The organism is Dyadobacter sp. CY347, assembly GCF_021502655.1.
Classification (GTDB): Bacteria; Bacteroidota; Bacteroidia; order Cytophagales; family Spirosomataceae; genus Dyadobacter.
On the sequence record NZ_JAKFFT010000004.1, the window covers coordinates 252,144 to 277,129 of the forward strand.

The 24,986-nt window shown below is 44.5% G+C and carries 21 protein-coding genes; 12 read left to right on the forward strand and 9 right to left on the reverse strand.

Annotated features, from left to right (window positions below):
• Positions 1–54 precede the first annotated feature (54 nt).
• Positions 55–2,448: an ABC transporter permease gene (locus L0659_RS09225; protein WP_235125615.1), complete on the reverse strand. Its 2,394-nt coding sequence runs from the start codon at positions 2,446–2,448 to the stop codon at positions 55–57.
• 327 nt (positions 2,449–2,775) lie between these two features.
• On the opposite strand from L0659_RS09225, the gene L0659_RS09230 reads away from it, so the two are divergent.
• On the forward strand, positions 2,776–3,219 hold the full coding sequence (locus tag L0659_RS09230) for a hypothetical protein (protein ID WP_235125617.1): 444 nt from the start codon (positions 2,776–2,778) through the stop codon (positions 3,217–3,219).
• A 112-nt stretch (positions 3,220–3,331) separates the two neighbouring features.
• Positions 3,332–4,816, forward strand: a complete 1,485-nt coding sequence (locus L0659_RS09235) for a glycine--tRNA ligase (protein WP_235125619.1) — start codon at positions 3,332–3,334, stop codon at positions 4,814–4,816.
• Between the two features lie 67 nt (positions 4,817–4,883).
• Here L0659_RS09235 and L0659_RS09240 read toward each other — a convergent pair whose 3' ends face one another.
• A complete protein-coding gene (locus tag L0659_RS09240) occupies positions 4,884–5,141 on the reverse strand; it encodes a helix-turn-helix domain-containing protein (RefSeq protein ID WP_235125621.1) in 258 nt (85 codons plus the stop codon).
• Between the two features lie 647 nt (positions 5,142–5,788).
• Here L0659_RS09240 and L0659_RS09245 point away from each other — a divergent pair.
• The 5 genes from L0659_RS09245 to L0659_RS09265 all read left to right on the forward strand — a co-directional run bounded on the left by L0659_RS09245 (position 5,789) and on the right by L0659_RS09265 (position 11,326).
• A complete protein-coding gene (locus tag L0659_RS09245) occupies positions 5,789–6,007 on the forward strand; it encodes a hypothetical protein (RefSeq protein ID WP_235125623.1) in 219 nt (72 codons plus the stop codon).
• A 79-nt stretch (positions 6,008–6,086) separates the two neighbouring features.
• Positions 6,087–7,301 carry an HlyD family secretion protein gene (locus L0659_RS09250; RefSeq protein WP_235125624.1) on the forward strand — a complete coding sequence of 405 codons (1,215 nt, stop codon included), beginning with the start codon at positions 6,087–6,089 and terminating at the stop codon, positions 7,299–7,301.
• 5 nt (positions 7,302–7,306) lie between these two features.
• Positions 7,307–9,571: a peptidase domain-containing ABC transporter gene (locus L0659_RS09255; RefSeq protein ID WP_235125625.1), complete on the forward strand. Its 2,265-nt coding sequence runs from the start codon at positions 7,307–7,309 to the stop codon at positions 9,569–9,571.
• A 39-nt stretch (positions 9,572–9,610) separates the two neighbouring features.
• Positions 9,611–11,080 carry a nicotinate phosphoribosyltransferase gene (locus tag L0659_RS09260; RefSeq protein ID WP_235125626.1) on the forward strand — a complete coding sequence of 490 codons (1,470 nt, stop codon included), beginning with the start codon at positions 9,611–9,613 and terminating at the stop codon, positions 11,078–11,080.
• Between the two features lie 12 nt (positions 11,081–11,092).
• On the forward strand, positions 11,093–11,326 hold the full coding sequence (locus L0659_RS09265; RefSeq protein ID WP_235125627.1) for a DUF3820 family protein: 234 nt from the start codon (positions 11,093–11,095) through the stop codon (positions 11,324–11,326).
• 34 nt (positions 11,327–11,360) lie between these two features.
• On the opposite strand, the gene L0659_RS09270 is transcribed toward L0659_RS09265, so the two are convergent.
• The 4 genes from L0659_RS09270 to L0659_RS09285 all read right to left on the reverse strand — a co-directional run bounded on the left by L0659_RS09270 (position 11,361) and on the right by L0659_RS09285 (position 19,057).
• Positions 11,361–14,171, reverse strand: coding sequence for a pitrilysin family protein (locus tag L0659_RS09270; protein WP_235125628.1), 2,811 nt, complete (start codon positions 14,169–14,171; stop codon positions 11,361–11,363).
• 67 nt (positions 14,172–14,238) lie between these two features.
• Positions 14,239–14,691, reverse strand: a complete 453-nt coding sequence (locus L0659_RS09275) for a hypothetical protein (RefSeq protein WP_235125629.1) — start codon at positions 14,689–14,691, stop codon at positions 14,239–14,241.
• Positions 14,692–14,822: 131 nt separating this feature from the next.
• The gene (locus L0659_RS09280) at positions 14,823–17,792 is read right to left on the reverse strand and encodes a DNA polymerase III subunit alpha (protein WP_235125630.1); all 2,970 of its coding nucleotides are present in this window, start codon (positions 17,790–17,792) and stop codon (positions 14,823–14,825) included.
• Between the two features lie 35 nt (positions 17,793–17,827).
• Positions 17,828–19,057, reverse strand: a complete 1,230-nt coding sequence (locus L0659_RS09285) for a DNA polymerase IV (protein ID WP_235125631.1) — start codon at positions 19,055–19,057, stop codon at positions 17,828–17,830.
• Between the two features lie 141 nt (positions 19,058–19,198).
• Here L0659_RS09285 and L0659_RS09290 point away from each other — a divergent pair, with 141 nt between their 5' ends.
• Positions 19,199–19,975: a LexA family transcriptional regulator gene (locus L0659_RS09290; protein WP_235125632.1), complete on the forward strand. Its 777-nt coding sequence runs from the start codon at positions 19,199–19,201 to the stop codon at positions 19,973–19,975.
• A 9-nt stretch (positions 19,976–19,984) separates the two neighbouring features.
• On the opposite strand, the gene L0659_RS26530 is transcribed toward L0659_RS09290, so the two are convergent.
• From L0659_RS26530 to L0659_RS09300, 3 genes are all read right to left on the reverse strand, one after another.
• Positions 19,985–20,371, reverse strand: coding sequence for a type II toxin-antitoxin system VapC family toxin (locus L0659_RS26530; RefSeq protein WP_409019067.1), 387 nt, complete (start codon positions 20,369–20,371; stop codon positions 19,985–19,987).
• Positions 20,368–20,580 (reverse strand): hypothetical protein, encoded by a 213-nt coding sequence (locus L0659_RS09295; RefSeq protein ID WP_235125633.1) that lies wholly within the window; start codon positions 20,578–20,580, stop codon positions 20,368–20,370. The genes L0659_RS26530 and L0659_RS09295 overlap by 4 nt, the downstream gene beginning before the upstream one ends.
• A gap of 62 nt (positions 20,581–20,642) precedes the next feature.
• Positions 20,643–22,424, reverse strand: coding sequence for an ABC transporter ATP-binding protein (locus L0659_RS09300; protein WP_235125634.1), 1,782 nt, complete (start codon positions 22,422–22,424; stop codon positions 20,643–20,645).
• A gap of 243 nt (positions 22,425–22,667) precedes the next feature.
• Between L0659_RS09300 and nusB the strand changes: the two genes are divergently transcribed.
• From nusB to yajC, 4 genes are all read left to right on the forward strand, one after another.
• A complete protein-coding gene (nusB, locus tag L0659_RS09305) occupies positions 22,668–23,834 on the forward strand; it encodes a transcription antitermination factor NusB (RefSeq protein ID WP_235125635.1) in 1,167 nt (388 codons plus the stop codon).
• Positions 23,835–23,870: 36 nt separating this feature from the next.
• Positions 23,871–24,173: a YtxH domain-containing protein gene (locus L0659_RS09310; RefSeq protein WP_235125636.1), complete on the forward strand. Its 303-nt coding sequence runs from the start codon at positions 23,871–23,873 to the stop codon at positions 24,171–24,173.
• A gap of 112 nt (positions 24,174–24,285) precedes the next feature.
• Positions 24,286–24,624, forward strand: coding sequence for a DUF1573 domain-containing protein (locus tag L0659_RS09315; RefSeq protein WP_310590694.1), 339 nt, complete (start codon positions 24,286–24,288; stop codon positions 24,622–24,624).
• Between the two features lie 52 nt (positions 24,625–24,676).
• The gene (yajC, locus tag L0659_RS09320) at positions 24,677–24,979 is read left to right on the forward strand and encodes a preprotein translocase subunit YajC (protein WP_235125638.1); all 303 of its coding nucleotides are present in this window, start codon (positions 24,677–24,679) and stop codon (positions 24,977–24,979) included.
• Positions 24,980–24,986: the final 7 nt, after the last annotated feature.

Below are 24,986 nucleotides of genomic sequence, written 5' to 3' on the forward strand. Positions count from 1 at the left end.
ACCTGCCGTTTAACTATTTTTAACGATTTGCCGCTTAGTGTTAATTTCTAGACCTTATTCGCTTTTCAGCGATTCTACCGGATTAACGAGCGCAGCCCTGAGCGCCTGGAAACTCACCGTCGCCAGCGCAATGACCAATGCAATAAAACCGGCCGACGCGAACACCCACCATGATAAACCTGTCTGATATTCAAAGTTTTTGAGCCATTCTTTCATCGCGTACACTGCCACAGGAATGCTGATGACAATGGCGATCACGACCAGTTTCAAGAAGTCGCCCGATAGCAGCATCACCACATTTTGAACACTGGCACCCAAGACTTTCCTTACGCCAATTTCCTTCGTCCGGGCCTCTGCGGCAAACGCGGCGAGCCCAAATAAGCCCAGGCAGGCAATGATAACGGCCAGAATCGCAAATGATAACAAAACGCTTCCCTGCTTCTGTTCTGCCTGATATTGCCTGGAAAAATTTTCATCAATAAAATGAAAATCAAGCTTTGCTTCGGGATCAAAAGGTTTATAAGCATTGCCTATATATGCCAGCGCTTCCTGCGTTTTTCCACGTTGGATACGCACGTACACATTGTCTTTGTCCGATGGCGCCGGAAGCTGGATCACCAGCGGCTCAATTTTATGCTGTAAGGAATAAATGTGAAAATCTGCAACTACGCCAATGACTTTTGCTTCTCTTGTTGTGCCTTTTTCATCAATAAAATACCGGATTCTTTTGCCCACAGGATCATTCCAGCCCTGTTTTTTTACCATCGCCTCATTTACCAGCAGCGCATCGGTCAGGTCAGCCGGGGAGTCGTTCTGGAAACTTCTGCCTTGAGAAAGTTTTATTTCCAATGTTTTGACAAAATCCCCATCAGCAGAAAAACGCTTAACAACCTGTGTTGAACTGGGCATTTCACCTGATTCGGTTTCAATGAACAAACCCCCGGAACCTAAGTTATTGTTACCTAGTGGATTGCTTGCAGCCGAGACACTTTCAATGAGGGGGCTTTGGTTTAGTTTCTGTTTGATTGCGTTGATCTGATTCCTGGGTTCGAATTTATCAATGTGGAATGTTAAGACCTGATCCTTATTGAATCCCAGGTCTTTATGATTGACGTAGTACAATTGCCGGTACACAATGCCCGAGCAGGCGATCATAATGACGGTCACGGCGAACTGGAAAACCACAAGCGATTTTCGGAATTGCGCACCGCCGATTTGGCTGCCTAGCTGGCCTTTCAATGCTATAACGGGACGAAATCCGGATAACATCAAAGCAGGATACACGCCACTCACCAAGCCGATAATCACTACAAATGCCAGTGCCGCCAACATGGTTGACCAGCCATTATGATAACTGATAGTCAATGATTTATTCGACAATTCATTAAAGAACGGCAATGCGATCTTGACCAGCAACACGCCGATTATGCCTGCCAGTATGGTCATCAAAAATGATTCAGTAAGGAACTGGGCAACCAGCTGGGAGCGCTTTGAGCCCACTGCTTTCCGCACGCCCACTTCACGCACCCGCTTCATGGAACGCGCCGTATAAAGATTGATATAGTTAATGCAGGCAATGATGAGGATAAGCGCCGCAACAACAGAAAATATATAAATCGTGTTGATGTTTCCGTTCGCACCGATCTCGAATTCGAGATCCGAATGTAAGTGAATGGAGGTCAGTGGCTGTAAAGTCATTTTATACTGCATATTTCCCATCTCCTTTTTGAGATATTTTTCAAAAAAGCCAGGGAGTTTTTGTTCAAATTTGGCAGCGTCGACGCCATTTTTTAACAAGATATAAGTGTACAGGTCAGACTGCTGCCAGCCGGAAGTGTAATTATCCGGTAGAGAGCGTAAAGCTTCGAAATTCATGTGCGAATTTGCGGGCAGGTCTGCGATCACGCCTGTTACTGTATTTGGGAAATTATTGGAAAAAAGGACTGTCTTTCCCACAGCATCCGAAGCCTTACTGAACAGTTTTTCAGCCAGCGTTTTGGTAAGCACTATTTTCTGAGAACCCTGCAATGCTGTTTTGGGATCGCCGTAAAGCATCGGGTATGTAAAGACTTCAAAAATGGAAGGATCGGTGAAGAAAATACTGCCGGCCTCAATCTTCTTCTCGGCAAATGTGATCGTCCCGCCACCTTCCGTGCTGATCCTGACGGTTTTTTCAATTTCGGGATATTCATTTTGCATGGCAGCAGCATAAGGGGCCGAAGTTGGGGCTAATTTAAAGCTTCCGGTCGGCCATTCTTCCTCGTGCGTAACCCTGTAAATGCGATTGGCCTTCTCATGAAAACGATCGAAACTCAGCTCGTCCGCCACATACAAAACCATCAGCCACACCGCCGCCATGCCAATCGCAAGGCCAAATATATTCAGACTGCTAAACAGCCGTTGATTGCGAAAATTTCGAAACGCTATTTTGAAGTAGTTGAGGAACATGATATGAAGTTGTTATTAGTCAGGATTTGGAAAGCAATATGATTGTATCTTATAAAACTAATATGCCATACTTGTTACTAATTCAAAATCAATATGTTACCTAATTTTCCAGGCGTAAACTTGTTCAGTTTCGGACAATGTTGCTTTGATTTTGGAAAATATTTTCTTGCACTCGCAATACCGATAGGACACTCGCACCTGCCGCCAGGTAACTGAGCGGACATTCCGAGCTATTTCCTAATAAATGTCGAATATCTTGCAGCAGAAAGTCCCGCCCCCAGATTGGCGTCGGAAGGGCGGGACGGTATTTATCTATATTAAAAGAATATGAAATTTCGACTCGTACTTCCATTAATGGTTATGCTGCTATGGGCATGTGGCGACAAAATTGACCCTATAATATCGACGATTTACCTTACAGAAGGGGATAGAGTAGCGCAAAGGGAGCAGGCAATTCCTAAACTTTACGCACATTACCAGCAAAGTGCAAAGGATAGGGAAGCCTACGAAGTCATTGCGAAAAAGAATGGCAGGTTTATTCTCAATTATGTTCCGGGTTTAAGTCTTCTGACATTGTCGGGAGACCCTGGAAGCGGGTGGTCGAGGCAGTATGCGAATGTTGACGAGGATGTGCTCAAAATGCTCGTCGACGAAGGCGTCACATTTGACCAGCTTGACGGGGTTGAGCCACTTGACAGCAAATTAGATAGCTTACTGATTTCCAAATCGCCTATTTATCGTGTCAGGACAAATGGAAGCCCTTCTCTTTGATCCTAAATTTTCCAAGCTTCCTGCCGCATTGACAGCAAATTCGCTAATTTTGCCCAATTAGTGATTTTAGTGGATTCAATTGTTGTTTTTTGTTGATTTTTAACCAAATAGAATGAACCAAGCACCTGCTACTTCTTTACAAGACATTGTTGGGCATGCCAAAGAATACGGTTTTGTGTTTCCCTCTTCTGAAATATATGACGGCCTGCAAGCTGTTTACGACTACGGTCAGAATGGTGTTGAATTAAAAAATAACCTTAAAGCGGCCTGGTGGAAGGCCATGACTCAATTGCACGACAACATTGTCGGCATTGATGCGGCTATATTTATGCATCCGCTGACCTGGAAGGCGTCCGGTCACGTCGATGGTTTTAATGATCCGATGATCGATAACAAAGATTCCAAAAAGCGTTATCGTGCGGATCAGTTGCTGGAAGGAAAAGCCGAACAATATGAAGCGGAGGGCCAGGAAGAAAAAGGCAAAGCGCTGCTGGCTGAAATGGGCCGTTTGCTGAGTGCGGAAGATTTGACCGGCGTTCGTGAACTGATTATCGCAGAGAATATCAAATGTCCTGTTTCAGGAACTGCTAACTGGACGGAGGTTCGTCAGTTTAACCTCATGTTCAGCACACAAGTTGGTTCGGTGGCTGAGGAGTCGAACCTGATTTATTTGCGTCCGGAAACTGCGCAGGGGATTTTTGTTAATTTCCTTAATGTGCAGAAAAGCGGCCGGATGAAGATTCCTTTCGGGATTGCGCAAATTGGTAAAGCATTTAGAAATGAGATCGTTGCGCGCCAGTTTACGTTCCGTATGCGGGAATTTGAACAGATGGAAATGCAATTTTTCATCCGCCCCGGCACTGAAATGGCTTGGTATGAAAGCTGGAAAGAAGCACGCATGAAGTTCCATAAAGCGATTGGACTGCCTGCTGAAAAACTGAAATTCCACGATCATGAAAAGCTCGCGCATTATGCAAACGCTGCTGTGGACATTGAATATCAGTTTCCGTTTGGTTTCAGGGAAATGGAAGGCATTCACTCAAGAACCGATTTTGACCTGCGAAACCACCAGGAATTGTCGAAGAAAAAGCAACAATATTTTGACTCTGACCTGGACGAGAACGGCAAGCCTTATGGAAATTACATTCCGTATGTTGTCGAGACTTCGGTAGGAGCGGACAGGTTGTTCCTGGCTACTTTCTGCAATGCTTATACAGTTGAAACGGTTGGAGAAGGTGATAATGTGAAGGAAAGAACTTACTTAAAGTTGCATCCGGCGCTGGCTCCGTTTAAAGTTGCCGTGCTTCCATTGGTTAAAAAGGATGGTTTGGCAGAGAAAGCGCAAGCCATTGCGAATTCGTTGAAATCGTCCTTCCGGACTACTTATGATGACGGAGCTGCGATTGGAAAGCGTTATACCCGCCAGGACCTGATCGGAACGCCGTTTTGCGTTGCGGTTGATTATCAGACTATGGAAGATGACACCGTTACGATCCGCCATAGAGATACCATGGAGCAGGAGCGCGTTGCAATCAGTGATTTGAAAGAAAAAATTGGCTATCAGGTTGCTATCGAGCGCATCCTGGAAGCAATTTGATATACTGCTATAAAATAGAAAAAGGCTGTTTCCAAGTAGGAGACAGCCTTTTTCTATTGTAATGAGGTCACTTTGTAGTGTGTAACCTGACCATATTCTCTGCGTTAGCACTCAGCAGATCAACTGAATCCACGCCCAGGATTTGCGAAATCTGGATCAGGCGTTCCAGCGTAATGCGTGTGTAGCCTAATTCGATCTTACTATATGCATTTTGTGAAATGCCCAGCTTCATGGCCAGATATTCCTGTGTATAATTCCGGTATTCTCTGATCTTTCTGATATTCAATGCAACAGCCCTGATCCTCGTGTCTATCGATTCGTTCATGAAACGTCCTTTTAGTGAACAAGAAACTCCATTTAATGAAATACATACGATTTTTAGATAGGCAAAAGATCATTTTCCACAGAATACAAGTTTTTGATTTTTTCATATTCTATCGAAATCACAAATTTTGATAACTTAAGCAATGAGTATAAATGCTTGAATTTCAAGGAAAAGAGGATTTGTAAGCATTTAGATCACCTATCTAATCTAAATTTCATTTTTTTTCAAAAACAGCAACAAAGTCTATTTGGATAATAGAGTGCTGAACTCATTTCTCCGATTGTAGAAAAATGGGTCACTGAAAATGCTGATTGAAGGGCTCGCGCACAGGAGACCTCAATAGCCACAACCAGCAGGTGTAATCAAGGCACTTTCAGGAATATGCAGGCAAATAATGCTTCTTAATCTTTCTGCACATTACCGGTAATCTATATAAGGAAACCCGCGTGTGATACGATAGAGAATTAAGTTTAGATCGGTGACATCATTCGTTTTGGTTGTACTTTATTCTTATTAGTTGTTTGATAATCAACTACTTGCCTGGATTATGGCATGGATGTTTAAATATCCATGGCGAACACGATGTTCAACAGGGGTAGCAGAAAACCTGAAAAAGAGTAAGCTATTTTTAACTAACTATTTGTATTATGAAATTTCAAGAATTGAATCTCGCAGAAATGAAAGAAATCAATGGTGGCCTTTTAGGTCTTGGTAATAGCAGCGATTCTGCTTCATCAGGCGGCCTTTTCGGATCGTTGGGCATTGCGTTCAGCAACGAGACGGTGGATGATGATGGTTCATCCGAAAAAACGAATTTCGGATTAGGTTTGGATTTGGGTGGAATCTTTAATTCTATAACGCAATAAGGACGTGGAATTAACTAGTATCGGCAGGGGTGGCTTAGGCTGCCCCTGTTTTTTGCAATAATGAAAAACACGCATTATTATGGAATCGAAAAACAATACTGCCTCTAACAAGATATTTCCTCCCGAAATCCTGGAATTTACCTCGGATTATCATTTCCATCAACACAACACACGCTCGCATCTGGTTTATCAGTTGCTCATGCTCATTATGATCGTTGCATTTTTTTCGCTGTTCCTGATCTCTGTGGACGTCAGCGTGAAAAGTACAGGCATTATTCGTTCCTCTGACGACCGGAATGAGATCAAAGCGCTTGTCAGCGGGCGTTTGGATTCCATTTTCGTTTCGGAAAACCAGCGCGTTGTCAAGGGACAGACCTTATTAAAGATTGAGGCGGAAATCCTGAAAGAACAGAATCAGCTTGTCAGGGCACAAAAAGAAGATTTTGGTAACCAAATTAAGGATTTGAACGTGCTGCTGCATCTGAGCCGGACGAATAATTGGAGCAAAAAACCCGGGTTGTCGAGTGGTTTATACAAGCAGGATTTCGCATTGTTCTGGCAAAAAATTACAGATGCAAAAACGACATTACTAACGGTTGAAAAGGATTTTGTCAGAAACAAAAAGCTGTACGAAGTGAAGGCGATTTCCGAAGCCGAGTTTGATAAAGCGCTTTTACTGCATAGCACAGCCACGAATAAGATCAAAACCATAATGGAAGAGGAGGAGGCGCGGTGGGAATCGGAGCTTACACAGTTGCAGATGAAAAGCCGCGAGCTCAATTCTCAGAACAAACAATATTTACGCGAAAAAGACTATTACGTCGTTAAAGCGCCTATTAGCGGCACGATTCAGCAATTAAAAGGACTGCAGCCCGGCAGCATTGTAGCTGCGAACGAGTTTCTGGCAGAAATTTCACCCGATGAGCAAATGGTTGCCGAAATGTACGTGCTGCCCAAAGACATTGGTTTGATACAACCTGGAACGACAAGCCGTTTGCAAGTGGATGCCTATAATTATAATCAATGGGGCCTGGTAACCGGGAAAGTAACTTCCATTTCGAATGATGTGTATACGAACGGAAAAGAGACGCCATTTTTCAAAGTCAGGTGTAAGCTCGATCAGAATTCGCTTCGGCTACGCAATGGATATGTTGGTAAACTGAAAAAAGGAATGACGCTTCAAGCGCGTTTTTTGGTCACGGAGCGCACATTATTCCAGTTAATGTATGATAAAGCCGATGACTGGCTGAACCCAAATCTGGTTGCTACCACGGCCACCCCACCTCTCAATTGATTCCCATGAACGAGCGCCCTTTCAATCGTATATATACAAAGGTTAAAAATTCGTTTAACCGTCTGGTTCAGTTTATTCCATTCTTCAACTCGCGCAGCAGGCTGAAAAACGCGATCATTAAGCAACACGACCTAACGGACTGCGGCGCAACTTGCATTGCGTCGATTTCGGCATATTATAACCTCACAATTCCTGTTGCCAGGATCAGGCAATATGCTTCTACGGACAAGAAAGGAACAAATGTACTCGGATTGATTGAGGCCGCTACTAAACTTGGATTTAATGCAAAGGGCGTGAAAGCGGATTTTGAACAGCTTCCGCATGTGCCTGTTCCAGTAATTGCCCACGTGATCATTAAGCAGGTTTTACATCATTATGTTGTGGTTTACCATGTTACCGATACTACGGTTGAGATAATGGACCCTGCGCGCGGAGAGCTGATGACGATGGGTTATGATGAGTTCAAGAGGATCTGGACGGGCGTCTTGATTCTAGTGCAGCCGGGTGACACATTCATTGACGGAAATGAGAAGATTTCGGTTAAAAAGCGCTTCTGGTATTTGCTCAAACCGCACAAGTCGATCCTGCTGCAAGTCCTTATGGGAGCGATCATTTATACGGTTCTGGGACTTTCGACATCTATATTTTTACAAAAAATTGTAGATAATGTGCTGCCCGAAGGAAATCGTAACCTGCTGAATCTGATGGGCGTTGTCATGATTGGAATTCTGCTTTTCAGAGTTGTGATCAATCATGCGAAAAGCTTGCTAACCATTAAGACCGGCCAGCAGATCGATGCGAGGCTGATTTTGGGTTATTACAAACATTTACTCCGCCTGCCGCAGCAATTTTTTGATAACATGCGTGTTGGAGAGATCATTTCCAGGATGAATGATGCGGTGAAGATCCGGGTTTTTGTCAATGACGTGCTGATCGGTTTCGCGGTCAATATGTTCATTCTGGTCTTTTCCTTCGTGCTAATGTTCACGTATTATTGGAAACTGGCGCTCATCATGATGGGCGTGGTACCGCTTTACGCGATCATTTATTATTTCTCCAACAAAATGAACCGGTCCACCCAGCGGAAACTGATGGAAAGTTCAGCCGAACTGGAATCGCAGCTGGTCGAATCGATTCATGCAGTAAGCACGATCAAACGTTTTGGACTCGAAGATTTTACCAATATGCGCACCGAAACGCGCTTTGTCGGCATGTTGCGTTCGGTCTATGAGTCCAATACAAACTCACTTTGGATCGGCGATTTCAGCGGTTTTGTTTCGAGTGCGTTCACGATTATTCTGCTATGGGCCGGGTCGTTATTTGTATTAAACAACATCATTACGCCGGGTGAGCTGCTTTCTTTCTACGCTATAATCGGCTATTTCACGGGCCCGGTTTCCAGTCTGATCGGCATGAACAAAACCATTCAGGACGCCAGCATTGCCGCAGACCGGCTTTTTGAAATCATGGATATAGAACGGGAATCGGTTGAAAATAAGGCCGTGCTGACGCCCGATATGATCGGAGACATTCATTTCCGCAATGTACATTTCCGTTACGGAACGCGCGTGACTGTTTTTGAGGGATTAAACTTAATGATCCCAAAAGGTAAGATTACGGCGGTAGTTGGGGAAAGCGGCTCGGGAAAAACGACATTGCTTTCGTTGCTTCAAAACATTTATCCGATTGAGAACGGCAACATTCAGCTGGGCGGATTTGATATAAAATATCTGACGAATGATAGCCTCCGGCAAATGGTGAGTGCGGTGCCGCAGGACGTACATTTGTTCGCTGGTAATGTGATTAACAACATTGCGGTTGGGGAATTTGAGCCGGATATGAAAAAAATCGTATCCATTTGTCAGGAGCTCGACATTATGAAATTTATCGAAAATCTGCCCAATGGCTTTAATACTTATATCGGAGAAAATGGCACGAGCTTATCAGGTGGGCAGCGGCAGCGTTTAGCGATAGCCCGGGCACTTTACCGAGATCCAGAAATTCTCATTCTGGATGAGGCCACTTCATCATTGGATTCCAAGTCCGAACAGCACATTCAGTTGGCGGTGCAATCGCTTCGCAAAAAAAATAAAACCATTATTATCATTGCCCACAGGCTCAGCACGGTAATGAGTGCGGAAAAGATTGTAGTGCTCGAAAAAGGCACATTAATCGAGGAAGGAAGTCATAAAAAACTGCTAAGCAAAAAAGGAAAATACTACGAAATGTGGAAGCAGCAATTTCCTGCGCTGGAAGAAAGTGTCAATTAATTTTATTAATTAGCCCCTCATAATGTATCAAAATGCGGGATGATTAATCAATTATATAACACATCACTAAGCTTACTTACTGATTTATACCAGCTTACAATGGCCTACGGGTACTGGAAAGCTGGGAAAGCGGAGCAGGAAGCGGTTTTTAATCTTTATTTCAGAAAACATCCGTTTCATGGCGGTTTTACAATTGCCTGCGGCCTGGGCAGTGTGATAGAATATTTGAATGATTATCGATTCAGCGAAGATGATCTGGCATATGTAGGCTCCATTACCGGAAATGATGGCAAGAAATTGTTCGAACCTGGTTTTCTGGAATATCTTAAAAACCTGGAATTCGCATGCAGCATTGACGCGATTCCGGAAGGAACGGCCGTGTTTCCTAATGAGCCGCTTCTTCGCATTCAGGGGCCTATATTACAATGCCAGTTGCTGGAAACACCTTTATTAAATCTCATCAATTTCCAATCACTCATTGCCACAAAAGCGGCCAGAATGCGGCTTGTCGCCAAGGATGATGCCTTGCTGGAATTTGGTCTACGGCGTGCGCAAGGCCCGGATGGCGGCATTACGGCAAGTCGGGCGGCATATATTGGCGGCTTCGACGCAACTTCAAATGTAATTGCTGGCAAGATTTATGACATTCCCGTGAAGGGCACGCACGCGCACAGCTGGGTCATGTCTTTTGACAGCGAATTGGAATCATTTGAAACATACGCGCAGTATATGCCCAATAATGTGACATTGCTTGTAGATACGTATGATTCGTTGAATGGTGTCAGGCATGCGATCAAAACCGGCATTCAGCTTCGGGAACGTGGTTATGATCTGAATGGGATCCGTCTGGATTCCGGTGATTTGGCTTATCTGAGCATTGAAGCCAGAAAATTGCTGGACGAGGCAGGTTTTGAGAAAACCAACATTGTTGCAAGCAATGATCTGGATGAGCATATTATGGATAGTTTAAAAATCCAGGGAGCCAGGATCAATGTCTGGGGAATAGGGACCAAGCTAGTAACTGCCTATGACCAGCCCGCATTGGGCGGTGTTTATAAACTAGCTGCAATCCGCTCGGAATCAGGTGAGTGGGATTATAAACTTAAATTATCCGAACAGGCTATTAAAGTTTCAACGCCTGGAATCCAGCAGGTCCGCAGGTTCAAGGATGCGAAGGGCTTTTTGTCAGACATGATTTTCAACATTGAAACGCCTTTGACCGACAAGGCCACTATGGTCGATCCTTACGATTTCACCCGGAACAGGTCATTTCCCGAAGACACGACATTCGAGGATCTATTGGTGCCAGTTTTTGCGAAAGGGCATTTGATATATAGCTTGCCTTCTGTTCATGAAACAAAAAAGCGCGTTCAGGAGCAACTTTCTCATTTTCACAAAGGCATTAAACGCTTCGTGAATCCGCATACTTATCCGGTTGGTTTAGAAAAGGGTCTTTTTGATATGAAAACAAACCTTATACTGAAACTCCGGGCAGCAAACGAATCTTAAATACAATGAAGAATGCAAGAAATCCCCGTCCCCGACCCAGCGATCCTGAAAGAACTGCTTCATTACAAAATGCCTTTTGGGAAATATAAAGATAGGTTCATTGCAGATTTGCCGGTTTCTTACCTCGAATGGTTCCAGCGGCAAGGCTTCCCGGCCGGCAAGCTCGGAATGCTGCTCAGTACCATGTATGAAATCCAGATAAACGGGCTGGGAGAGTTGCTTCACCGATTAAGGAAGATGCAGTAAAGTTCTGCATCTTCCTTAATGTCAGTTTGATGATTTATTTCTTCTCCGGCATTAACACGACTTTGATAAAGTTGTCATCATTGAAATACTTTTCAGCCGCGGCCTTGGTGCTGGCAACTGTGATGGATTTCAGCAACTTATCCTGCAAGAATATTTCGTTAAGATCATCACCCAGGAATGTGTTATCATCCAGGTAATCCAGCCAGAAGTTGTTTGTTTTCAGCGCGGTTTCAGTTTTTCGCTGCGTTTCGGCCACGAATTTTTCAATATCCTTGGGATCCGCACCGTTTTGCTTCACTTTGTTCACTTCCTCCCTCGCCCGTTTCACTAGTTTGTCCACATTCTCAGGTGCACAGCCAAAACCAATGCTAAACCGGTAATGTCCTGATGGGAATTTATCAGTGCTTTCGGAAACACTCACGCCGTACACGCCGCTTTCTTCCTCACGCAAAGCTTCTATCAGTTTGATTTGCAGCACTTCCTGTAATGCTTCAATCTGCATATTGTTTTCAGGATTGTATTCGAATTCTCCGCTTGAAATCAGCGTAACCCGGCTCTTTGGCTCCAAACCTTTGTAAATGGTCTTTTCAACGGTCCCTTTTGGCGGGAAAATGTCAGGATGTTTAAATGTATCGTCCCGGTCCGTTGAAGGCAAACTACCAATGTATTTTTCAAGCAACGGCTTGATTTCTTCCGGCTTGAATGCGCCTACAAAGGTGAATACGAAATCGGATGCATCGGAGAACCGGTCTTTGTACATTTCCACGGCCCTGTCAAGGCTCACTTTATCAATGCTTTCCGGTTTCAACGGTTTGCGCTTTGGGTTATAGCTCGTCAGCACGCCGTTGAGGGAGTCGGAATAGACTTTCTCTGGCGTAAGCGTTTTCTGCATGTTTTCCAGATATGCTTTTTGGTTTGCAAGAATGCCGGTTACCACGTCCGCATCTTTTCTCGGCGCCGTGAAATAGGCATATATCAGCTGCAATGTTGTTTCCAGATCTTTTGGATTGGTGCTACCACCCATTCCTTCGGTGAGTTCGCTAAGGTACGGGCCCGCGCTGGCGGTTTTTCCGGCCAGAAATTTTTGCAGCTGTGTCTGGTTATATGGCCCCACACCACCCGATTGAACTAAGTAACTCGCAAAAATTCCCGTTTCACGTTCATCAGGGAACAGCGAATAACCTCCTTTTGCTGTTGCTTTAATGAGGATTTCGTCATTTTTGAAATCTGTTGGTTTCAGCAAAACCTTCACACCATTTGACAACGTAAGCTCGGTTACGCCCAGTTTTTCCAGATTCTTTTCGCCGGTCACTTTTCCTGGTTTCGGCTCGGTAGGCAAAAGAGGAGAATCAACCACGTCGTCCACATAGGCTGTCACATCTTTTCCTGCTTCAACCAACAATTTCCGGATTTCGGCTTCCTTAGGCAGCTCTTCTTTGCTCTTTTCAGGCCCCATTACAACCACAGCCCTGTTTTTATCGGTAATGTATTTTTTGGCAAGCGCATTGATTTCCGCCAATGAGACACCGTCCAAATGTTTTTTCACAAATTCGAAATAAGCCTCAGCACTCATATAAGGCTCTTCGTGCAGAAAATGATCGAGATATTCCTGAACATGGTTTGCAGATTTCGTCTTATCTCTTTCCTTATAATATTGCTCAATGGAGTTGTAAAAGTCCTTTTTCGCCCGGTCCAGTTCCGGCTGTGTAAAGCCAAACTTTTGTACACGCGCATTTTCTTCAAGCAAGGCTGTTAAAGCAGTTTTCATGGAAGCCGCATCTTTGGCCAATGCAATGGAAGTGTAAGAATCCAGGTCACCCAAAAAGTCTCCATACTGGCTGTCTCCATACAAAAATGGCGGATTTGCTTTTTGCGTAAGCTCCTGCATGCGCTGCGCCATCATTGAATTATACAATCCCTGCGCAAAGTTATCCCGCACATTTTTCAATGTTTTCTCTTTGCTGTTAGGCTGCTTGTAAATGAGCTGGATCAGGTTTTGGGGATATTCGGGATCCGTAACAATAGCAACTTGTGTCGATCCATCGAGCGGAATTGCATATTTTGTGCGCTTTTTTGCATTGGCAGGCACAGACATTGAACTGAATTTCTGCTTGATCGTAGCCTCAACCTTGTCCACGTCAAAATCGCCGACCGCTATCACCGCCATCAGGTCAGGACGATACCAATCCTGGTAAAATGCTTTAATCGTTTCAGGTTTGAAACTTTTAAGAATGCTGTCTTTCCCAATCGGAAGCCGCTCCGCGTAGCGCGAATTGTTCAGGATCACTTTCAGGAATTTGTCCCGCATCCGCTGCTGCGCACCACGTCCCATTCTGGATTCTTCCAGCACCACGCCCCGTTCTTTTTCAATTTCCGCAGGATCCAGCAAAGCACCATGTGCCCAGTCTTCCAGCACTTGAAGGCCCTTGTCGAGCAATCCGGCGGAATCGGTAGGAATGGGCAACATATACACCGTTTCGTCAAAACCCGTGTAAGCATTCAAGTCCGCCCCGAAGCGTACACCGGTTTTTTGAAGGAAGTTAACCAGCTCATTTTTAGGGAAATTGGTCGTTCCATTGAAGTTCATATGCTCCATGAAATGCGCCAGTCCCTGTTGTGCATCCGTTTCTAAGACCGATCCTGCTTTCACGGCAAGACGCAGTTCAGCCCGATTTTTAGGCTCAGCATTCTTTCTGATATAGTAAGTCAGGCCGTTTTTAAGTTTGCCAGTCCGCACGCCCGGATCGAGCGGGACTTTTTGAGTAGAAAGATCTTGGGCAAAAGAAATAGTCAGCGGGCCCATTCCAAATCCCGCGATATATAAAGCGATCAGCGCCTTTTTCATTGTTTTTATTTTAATTAATGCACGCAGCAGGGCGAAAGATATTTAAAAACTTACGACTTTCTCAAAATCAAGGGCATCCGGCGTTTTTAAATGTCAGGCCTTTTGTGAAATCCAGTTTGGACCTGTCACTGAACATTACGCTGCCGTCTTTTTCTTCCACAGGTCCAAATCCTTCCACCCAATCGCCATCCTTTTTCAAAAACACAACTTCCCGCGTCGATTCAACGCCTTCCGACATGAATTTATAGCTGGCCAGCAATGTGTCACCATTGATTTTACCCTCAATTTTTCCTTGGTTCTTATCTTTTTCAAACAGAGTATATTCCAGTTCTCCGGTCACAATGCTGTCAGAAGTGACATCAACATGCAGGAACGCGGAGTCCTTCCCAGTTGCATAAGCGTAACATTCGGAGCTGGGTTGAGCAGCAGTTTCGTTCGTTGAGGTGGTTTCTGATTCCTTTTTTGTGCAAGAAGCAAAAATGCAGGTAAGCGCAATGATGAGATGAAGTTGCTTTTTCATATTCGTGGTGTTGAGAGACTGTTGAGTTGAATCAAGATAATGCTTTCAACCATTGAAAGCTGGATAAAAACGCAAATAATCGTTCTGAATTATTAAGCCCCAATATTCAACTCTGGTTTCTTCTCATAATGCTAGCGGGTTGCAGAGTCCATTCTTGTGATCTCGATCACTTCAATGGTCAAAAAACCAAATTCTTCGGTCACAACACCACGGATTTTATAAACACCTTTTACCGAGAAATTGAACTTCGCTGCAACCTGCGGAAAATGCACTGTATCAATAAATTGACCTTCCTGATCCAGGAAAGTCCCGAATTGCATTGTTTCACCTCTCGCCGTCCGCGTATTTTTAACCGCTACCAGGTAACCATATTGCACCACTTCCCGATTCACATGCACATACAGATCTTTGCTCATAACGCTTTTGGGAAGCGTATTTTTCAAGAGATCAAAAGGGCTGCAAAGCGCAAAACCCAGCAATTCAATCTGATCGTATGCATCGTCAATCGGTGAAGAATGGAATGTCGGGAGCTGATAATCTTTAACTTCCGTATGAAATAACTGCTTTTGCGGCACTTTTGACGGCGTTTTGCTCAGCCTGAAATGCGCTTTCCAAAGCAATGTCTTCTTATTAATCCCCGTGAACCTAAATGCATCGATGCGGATCAGGATCGTCAATTGCTCGATCGAAATCGCGACGCGGTCGATGAAATCGTTCAATGACGTGAAATCGCCATCCTGCTCACGCGCTGCCACGAGTTTAAGGATCGTTTTTTCTTCAATTTCATTTAAAAATTGCAACCCCAGATAAATGTCCTTGCCTTTGATCACGGCTTGGGCATTGCTATTGTTCACACAAGGTGCCATGATCGTCGCGCCCATCATTCGGGCCTCGTGCAGATATAACTCGGGCGCATAAAAACCTCCGCCATTATTCAGCACGGCGACCATATATTCCAACGGATAATAGGCTTTCAGGAAAAGAGTCTGGTAACTTTCCACTGCATAGGATGCCGAATGCCCTTTGGCGAATGCATAACCCGCGAAACTGGCGATCTGATTCCAGATTTCCTGTGTCGTCTGCGGTTCATAACCCATGTCGGAGCAGTTTTTGAAATACTTTTTCTTAACGCGCTCAAACTCATCGCGGCCTCTGAATTTGCCGCTCATTCCGCGCCTGATCACATCCGCTTCGCCCAATGTGAGCTTGGCAAAATAATGCGCAACCTTGATCACGTCTTCCTGGTAAACCATAATGCCGTACGTTTCAGGCATTAATTTCAATAATTCCGGATGTGCGTCCTGGATTTTTTCCGGGTTCTGATGCCTTAGGATATACTCGCGCATCATGCCGCTTTTCGCTACACCGGGCCTGATAATAGAGCTGGCAGCCACCAAGCCCAGATAATTATCCACTTCCAGTTTGCGCAACAGCATGCGCATAGCGGGAGACTCCACATAAAAGCAACCAATGCACTGCGCTTGTTTAATCAGTTCATTGATCTTCGGGTCGGTTTTGAATTTTTTAACATCATCAATGTCGATCGGCTTCTCCTCAGGGCGATTATAACGAATCACTTCCAGGGTTTCCTTGATTTTTGCCAACCCGCGCTGCGCGAGAATGTCATACTTATTCAGTCCCACATCTTCCGCGATCACCATGTCAAATTGCGTGGTGGGAAAGCCTTTGGGCGGGACGTCTGTTGCAGTGAAATAATGTATAGGCCTTTCAGAAATGAGGATCCCGCCAGCGTGAATGCTCAAATGGTTCGGTTGATTATTGTCCTGCAGATAACCCGCATATTTGATCACAAGCCCGGAGATCTGATCGAGTTTTCTGGGGTCAAACTTTCCATTGCTCAGCGCATCGATCTCGTAGGCGGGCAAACCGAAAACCTTGCCTAATTCCCGCACGGCGGCACTATGTTGAAATGTGCTGTAAGTCGCAAGCAGCGATGCCTGGCCATTTTTACCGAAAGTGTCAAAAATATACTGCGTCACATCTTCGCGGTCACGCCATGAAAAGTCAATGTCGAAATCAGGCGGATTTTTGCGGTGCAGGTTAATGAAGCGTTCAAAATAAAGGTCGAGTTCTATCGGGTCAACATTGGTAATGTTCAGCAGATAGGCCACAATGCTGTTAGCGCCGCTTCCGCGACCGACATAATAATAGCCTTTCCGGCGCGCATAACTCACAATGTCATGGTTAACCAGGAAAAACGGGACAAAACTCTGCTTCTGGATCAGGTCCAGTTCCATCGCGATCCGGTCGAAGATCTCGTCCGTCACATGCGCGCCGTATCGATATCCCAATGCCTGATAGCTCAGCGACGTAAGTTTCTGGTAATCGTCTTTTGCACTTTCTCCATAAATACGCAGATTCTGATGTTCGCGGTCATCTCCGAAATTGAAATGAATGCTGCATTCCTCCATCAGTTTTTCCGTGTTATGGATGATGAAATCAAGATCTTTTTCTTTGAAATGATATTCTAAAACCTTCAAAGGCATGATTTGCTCGGATTCTTCCGCTGTTTCTGTCGGAGAAAGTTTGCTTAATAATGTATTTCCATCGATCGACCGCAGTAGCCGGTGCATGTTAAAGTCGCGCTTGTTGCGAAAACTCAATGGCTGCATCACCACAAGCTTTTCTTTATGCTTAAACAATGGTGAAAAGCGTATCCTGTTCAGGTCTTTTTGCGAGATGCCGATATATTCATGAGGCAGTAATGCATCCTTTTTTGCTGCGGACTTTTGATCAAAAGGATAAATGAACACTGCATTTTCCAGCTCCGGTGCTTCATTTGGAAATGCCTCCTTCAACAGAGAATGTCGTGATAAAAACGCATTCAGCTCCTGAAAACCGGCATTATTTTTGGCTAACCCTACGTATTGTTGCTGCATCCCATTTCGAAAATCAATTCCTACAATCGGTTTAATGTCATACTTCGGCGCCATCCTGATAAAGTTCAGGCAGCCCGACGTGTTGTTGATATCGGTCAGTGCAATGCAGCCATAACCGTTTTCCCTGCTTATTTGAAGCAATTCCTGTTCCGGAATAGTCCCAAAACGAAGGCTGAAATAAGAGTGACAGTTGAGTAGCATGGTAATTGGGAAATAAACTTATTCGTCGAGTAGATTCAAGCATTCCGATGCGCGGGGATGATGGGTGGGGCGCCGTTGAAGGGGTTTCCCATGCTGGAAATATTGGGGATGCCAATGGTGGTGCCCCAGCTCAGGATTGCATTTCCCCGCTTATCGGTGCCGTATCTGTTTCGGATATAATCCATGGCCTGATAGAGGTTTAACTTCTCTTCCGAGTCATCGAACATATTGATCTGGTGGCTTCCTGAGACCAGATCGCTGAAATTTACACCCACAAGCCGCACCATCATTCTCCGGTTATGCAGCAAATCGAACAGCCTTTCAATCTGCGGGATCAATGTATGATCGGCAGACGTGTATGGAATCTTGACTTGTTTTGAAACCGTATTAAAGTCGGAATACCGGATCTTTACAGAAATACAGGAGGTGAGTTTATTGCCATTCCGCAGCTGGTAGGCCAGATTTTCACCCATGGCCCGCAGCATTTCCCGCATTCGTTTGACGTCACCGGTGTCTTTCCCAAATGTGCGTTCATTGGAAATGGATTTACGCTCATGAAACGGAACGATAGGGGAGTTGTCGAGCCCATTTGCCCGATTCCATAAGAGAATGCCATTTTTGCCCAATATTTCGCCCATCATTTCCACCGGCATTTCCTGTATCGTCTTCACATACTTGACGCCCATATCATACAGGATCTTGTTGGTCTTGTCCCCAACCATCGGGATCTTTTGCACATGCATAGGCGCCAGAAAGCTTTTTTCAGTTCCTGCCTCTATTTTCTTGTGATTATCAGGTTTCGCCTCACCGGTTGCGACCTTGGAAACGACTTTGCTCGTGGAAAGTCCGCATGAAATAGGCAGGCCGCTCTCGTGCTTAATGCGTTCCCTAAGATTGGTAGCAAGCTGATAAGTGCCAAAGAACTTGTCCATTCCGGACAGGTCCGCATAAAATTCATCAATACTGGCTTTCTCAAAAACAGGCACCGTGTCCGCAATAATCTCCGATACAAGCTTAGACTCCTTAGAATAAATGCCCGCCTCGCCGCGAATGATCGTCGCCTCCGGACAAAGCATCCGCGCCATTTTCATAGACATTCCTGAATGGACGCCAAACGGTCGCGTTTCATAACTGCATGCGGCCACAACACCACGGTCCCCGGTGCCGCCAACGAGCACCGGACGGTTGTTAAGACGGCTGTCATGCTTACGTTCCACCGACACAAAAAATGTGTCAAGATCCAGATGTAGTATCGTACGGTCCATTTGCGTTTGGAATTTTTACAAAAATATGGATTATTTCCAAATATATGGAGCATATCCAAAAATTAAGAGGAAATATTCCAAAAAATATGTATCTTTGCTATTGATAAGGAGTTACAGATTTTTTGACCTGATCATTCGGCTATGCAGATCGACGAGGAGTTTAAGCGTTTTAAACAAATAAGGGAAGAGTTGAATTTGACCCAGTCAGCGTTTGCGGATGAGTTGGGCATCAGCGCCACGACTGCTGATATTGAACGCGGGCGCACGCGCATTCCCGGGCAGGTTGTGAAGGAGTTATTGAGGAAATATAACATTAATCCATTGTGGCTTTTTGGCGATAGCAAGCAGAAATATTTGCAGGCAGAAAAATTGCTGATGAGCCCCAAGGTTGTGACAGTGGATAATTCGGGAAAAGACAACATTGTGCTGGTAAGTGCCAAAGCGGCAGCCGGTTATCCCAACAACATTGGTGATGCACAATGGTTTGAAACATTACCGGCCTTTTCCATCCCGCTCCCCGAGTATCGGAATGCTACATTCCGGGGCTTTCAGGTAGAAGGCGATAGCATGTTGCCGGTGCTGCATTCGGGCGAATGGATCGTTGGGAAGGCGCTGGATGATTGGGAAAGCATTAATCCGAAGCAGATCTATGTCGTGGTCACGGTGGATAGCATTCTGGTAAAAAAAATCCAGCAGGAAAGTCAATCAACATTCATCAACCTGATTTCATCAAACACCGAATACGGTCCCATACGCATCGATCGGAGCGAGATCAAAGAAATTTGGATCGTTAATAGCAAACTCACATTCGATCTCGAAGCAGATAATCAGCAGGTTAGTCTACTGAGCTTGCATACGGAGATGAAGGAGTTGAAGGAGGAGATGAGGAAGCTGGCGAAAGACGCTGGATCCAGGTAAAAAATCGATTTATAAATCGTAAGGATTTATCAGATTTAACTCGGCTATATTGGCAAAATCCCTGGTATTTCGCGTTATCAAAATCAAATCATAAGTTATTGCTGTTGCAGCAATAATAGCATCCGGAAGTTTCAGGCTGTGTTTTTTCCGAATTTCTGCGGTTTTGATCTTTATCTCCTTTTCTAATTCGATAACGGTCGAATCTTCTATAAACGCGTGTAAAACCTTTAAATCATCTTCGGAAGCGGCCTTCCAGCAATACAATTCGATTTCTGTTATCGCCGAAATAATTACTTTATAATTCTTGACTATTTCATCGATGAAAATTTCAGAATCTGCGGGAAATTGCTGTTGAAGAAAGTAGATAGCAGTGTTTGTGTCCCAAAGATATTTTATTCCCTTCCTCCCCGGAGTTGATCTAGTTGCTCATCGACCAGTTGAATGGGTTGCTTCGACATTCCTCCCTTATATTTAGCAAACTGTACTTTGTTTGTTTGAGAATCATCCCATTCTCTTCTCAAACTGATTAATTCCAGGCGCTCCATGTCCATTAGGAGGTTAAGTGCTTTTTCATTAATGATATCAACGGTTATGGTCTGTCTCATATTCTTGCAGGGAAAACGCTTTAAAGATACAAACATCCAACAATATTCTCACAAACCGCTCATCACGCCTCTTCCGCAACCAACTGCTTCTCATACAGCTCCTTATAAGCCTTATTAAGCGCCATGAGCTCGGTGTGGGTTCCCTGTTCGATGATTTTTCCTTCGTCCAGCACGACGATCCGGTCGGCGAGCTTAGCGGAGGAGACGCGATGGGAGATGATCACGGAGGTGCGCTGATCCATGATGCGCTTCATGTTGTTGAGGATAATGTTTTCGGTGTTGGTGTCGACGGCGGAGAGACAGTCGTCCAGAACTAGGATCTTTGGATCCCGTGCAATGGCCCTTGCAATGGATAAACGTTGTTTCTGGCCTCCTGAAAGCGTTATGCCACGCTCGCCGAGTAATGTTTGATAGCCCTGAGGGAAGTCTTTAATGTTGTTATACAGATCGGCGTCCTTAACTGCTTGCTCTATCCGTTCAAAAGGCATATCCGTTGTTCCAAAACGCACATTGTTCTCAATAGAATCAGAGAAAAGGAACACATCCTGAGGCACATAGCCGATTTGCCTGCGATAAGCATGCACGTCGTAATCCTTCATAGGAATGTTGTCGATCAGAATCTCGCCTTCGGTAGGATCGTAAAGGCGGCCTAATAGATGCGCCAGCGTACTTTTCCCAGAACCCGTAGTGCCTAAAATCGCAACGCTTTCCCCCGGTTTTACGTCCAAATCAAAATCGTGCAGCGCTTTGATCCCAGAATCAGGATAGGTAAAGCCGACATGTTTGAATGTAATCGCGCCTTCCAGCGGTTTTTCAATATTCTTGACCGAAACCAATGTTGTTTTTTCATTCAAAAACTCATTGATACGCGTTTGCGAAGAAGCTGCCCTTTGAATCTGGCTGGTTGTCCAGCCAAGCGCCATTACAGGCCAGGTAAGCATATTTACATATAAAATAAACTCAGTAATGTTCCCGGGCGTAAGGTTTCCATTGATAATCTCCTGACCACCCACAAAAATGATCAGAATGTTACTCAATCCGATGAGCAACAGGATCACCGGATAGAAGAACGCATCAACCTTCGTCAGGCTCAATGACTTTGTTTTAAAATCTTCTGCCTCTTTCTGAAAATTCGTAAATGAATGTTTTTCCTGAACAAATGATTTGATAACCCTAATCCCCGAAAAAGCTTCCTGAACATACGTAGAAAGGCCCGAAAGTTGCTTCTGGATTGCCTGCGACCGCTTCATGATCATGCTGTTGACAATATAAACGCTGATCGAAAGCACCGGAAGCGGAAGCAAAACATATAGTGTAAGCTTCGTGCTCACGGACAGCATATAAGAAATAACCAGGAAGAAAAGGACGATCAGGTTGATGCCATACATTAATGCCGGTCCTACATACATCCGCACATTGCTCACATCCTCGGAAATCCGGGCCATGAGGTCGCCTGTGCTGTGGCGGCGGAAAAAGCTGGCCGGTAAAGTCTGGTAATGCTGGTAAATGTCGTTTTTGAGTTCAAACTCAATATGCCGAGACATGACTATGATCGTTTGCCTGACAAGGAACAGGAAAATCCCTTTCAAAAGCGCCATAGCAAGAATCAGCAAGCCATATAACAGAATGCTGAAAGCAAAAATGTCATACATCTCTGTCTGCAAAGCGGCGCCATTGAACAGATAATAAATGTCCAGCGTCTCCACCACCAAATCCAATGCATAGCGCACCAATTGGGCGGGGATTATTCCAAAAAGGTTAGAAATAATTGTAAAAATGGTTCCAAGGATCAGATACCATTTGTATTTCCATAAGTACTGGTTGAGGTACTTTAATGCTTTCACTATATCTTATTTTAACTGCGGATTTTCCCATGCCGGACGGGCGATAACTAACCAACATCCTATCGTTTCAAAACGTTGCAAATTTAAAAGACGGCATTTCATTTTTTCGATTCTAAACAAAATAGTCTATTTTTGCGGTCAATTTTAAACGAAAAATGCAAGGGAAAGTATTCAAACGACCTTGCCAAATGCAGATACGTTCTTTGATTTACTGTACCTTTTATCCAATTAGTGTTCCGGCTTATGCTGAATAGAAGATTATTAAGAACTAAGGCGGTTCAGGCGCTTTATGCCCGTCAGCTTACAAGAGATGCCAATCGGTTACTGGCCTTAGACCACATTGAAGCGGCATTTCAACCGGATCTCAATTCAATGGAGCCTCAAAACAGGACCAAACTGGCGGAAATGAGGAAGCTTGCGGCGATGACCCTCGACGAGTTGATCAAACATGGAAAGCCTAACGAAGATGAGGAACTTCCGGAGCAAGTAATCAGGGTGGCGCGGAGCACTTTTGAAGCATATAGCAGACAAACAATTTCCGATGGCGAGAAAATGGTTCGCCGGGTTTTGAATGAAACGGAATCTATTTACGTGGATTTTGTCCGAGTTTTATCCATGTTGATCGAGCTTTCACATCAGGCTAAAATCGATCGTGAAAGAAGATATGACGATCCCGAGGCGCCTTTTCCAAAGGATGCCGGATTGGATACCAACCGGGTTATCAAGGTTTTGATCGCTGATAAAACCCTTGAAGAGGAGATTATCAGGAATGGGATCAGTTGGAGTAATGAAATGAACCTCATCCGGAAAATCTATCGCGAAGCATTGCGGAAGGATGCGGAATATGAAGCTTACTGCAAAAATGCATCACATACGCCGAAAGAAGATCAGGCCATTGTACAGCATGTTTTGAGACAAGTTATATTGAAGCATGAGGTGCCCCTGGACTACCTGGAACAGCGCGATCTTTACTGGGTCGATCACAGCGAGTTGATCAGAAGTCTTGCTATTAAAACATTGAGGTCGGCAGATGACAGCGAAACTTTCGAGATTTCTCCGTTGACAAAAGATTGGGAAGAAGACCGGTTTTTTGTCGAGGAACTTTGCAGGATCGTTGTTGAGGAAAGCGACCAGTATGATGTTTATTTGGATGAACACCTTAAAAACTGGGAACTCGACCGGATCGCATTGGTTGATCTGATCATCCTGAAAACAGCACTTGCTGAACTAATCCACTTCCCCGGGATTCCGGTTAAAGTAACCATCAACGAGTTTATTGAAATTGCAAAAAGGTACAGTACGCCAAAAAGCGGTAAGTTTGTAAATGGTGTCCTTGACGTGCTTTCTGTAAAACTGTCCAAAGAAGGCGTGATCAGAAAAAGCGGACGCGGACTGATAGATAACAAATAGGCTGAGCACTATAATTACAGCTAAAAACCAAATGTCATGAGTAAAACCAGCAATAGTTTAATCGCATTTTTAACCGGTTGTGTCACAGGCGCTGCGCTCGGAATCCTTTATGCACCTGATAAAGGGGAGGTTCTGCGAACACAACTGACATATAGATTGTCTAAATACAGAGAAAAATTAAAGGACGTTATTGAAGATCTGGTTGAAAAGAAAGACCGGCCAGATAATTTCACAAAAACGGAAGGTGAGCGTGTTGTGAATGATGCACGCGAAAAGGCAGAAAAATTACTTGAAGACGTAGATCGTCTGATGGCGCAAATCAAAGGTCAGGCCAGTTGATTTATTTCCTATGAAAATGCGATCGTTTGTTTTTTTATTGGGAGTTGCAATAACACTTTCCAGTTGTTCCAAAAGCGATAATAAAGAAGATTCAAAACAGGCAGACTCAAAGATGCCTGTTTTTACTTTGAGCGATAGTTCAACGTACGAATTTGGAACAATTCAGGAGGGCGCGGTTGTCGAACATGATTTCAAATTCCGGAATGATGGTGAATACCCGCTGATCCTCAATAACATTACATCATCTTGCGGCTGCACTACGCCGGAATGGCCCAAAGACCCCATTGGTCCGAAGCAGACTGCAAGCATTAAAGTGCGTTTTGACAGCAAAAATAAAACCGGCCCGCAGGTAAAAACCATAACGGTTTATGCCAACACCGAGCCGGCTTACACGGAGCTCAGGTTAAAAGGAATTGTCAACGCAGCGCCTAAGCCTGATACACTCAACTAGCTTTCCCTATCACAAACCGAAAGGTTAACAACTTACTAATCCATCTATTACAATGAAGTTTTCCATTTTAGCACAAGCAGCATCCGGCGGTTCAGAAGCCATGATTTACCAGGTTATTATGTGGGTTGGTATCATTGGTGTATTTTATTTTTTCATGATCCGTCCGCAGCAAAAGAAACAAAAAGAGCAAAAAGAGCTTCTTGGCAATCTTAAAAAGGGAGACCAGGTCGTTACAATAGGAGGAATCCATGCGCGGGTTTACACCGTTGAGGACGCCATTGTCACGCTTGAATTGGATAAAGGAGTTAAGCTTACAGTGGATAAGTCGGCGGTTGCGCGTACTATTGCAGGGTAAAGTCATG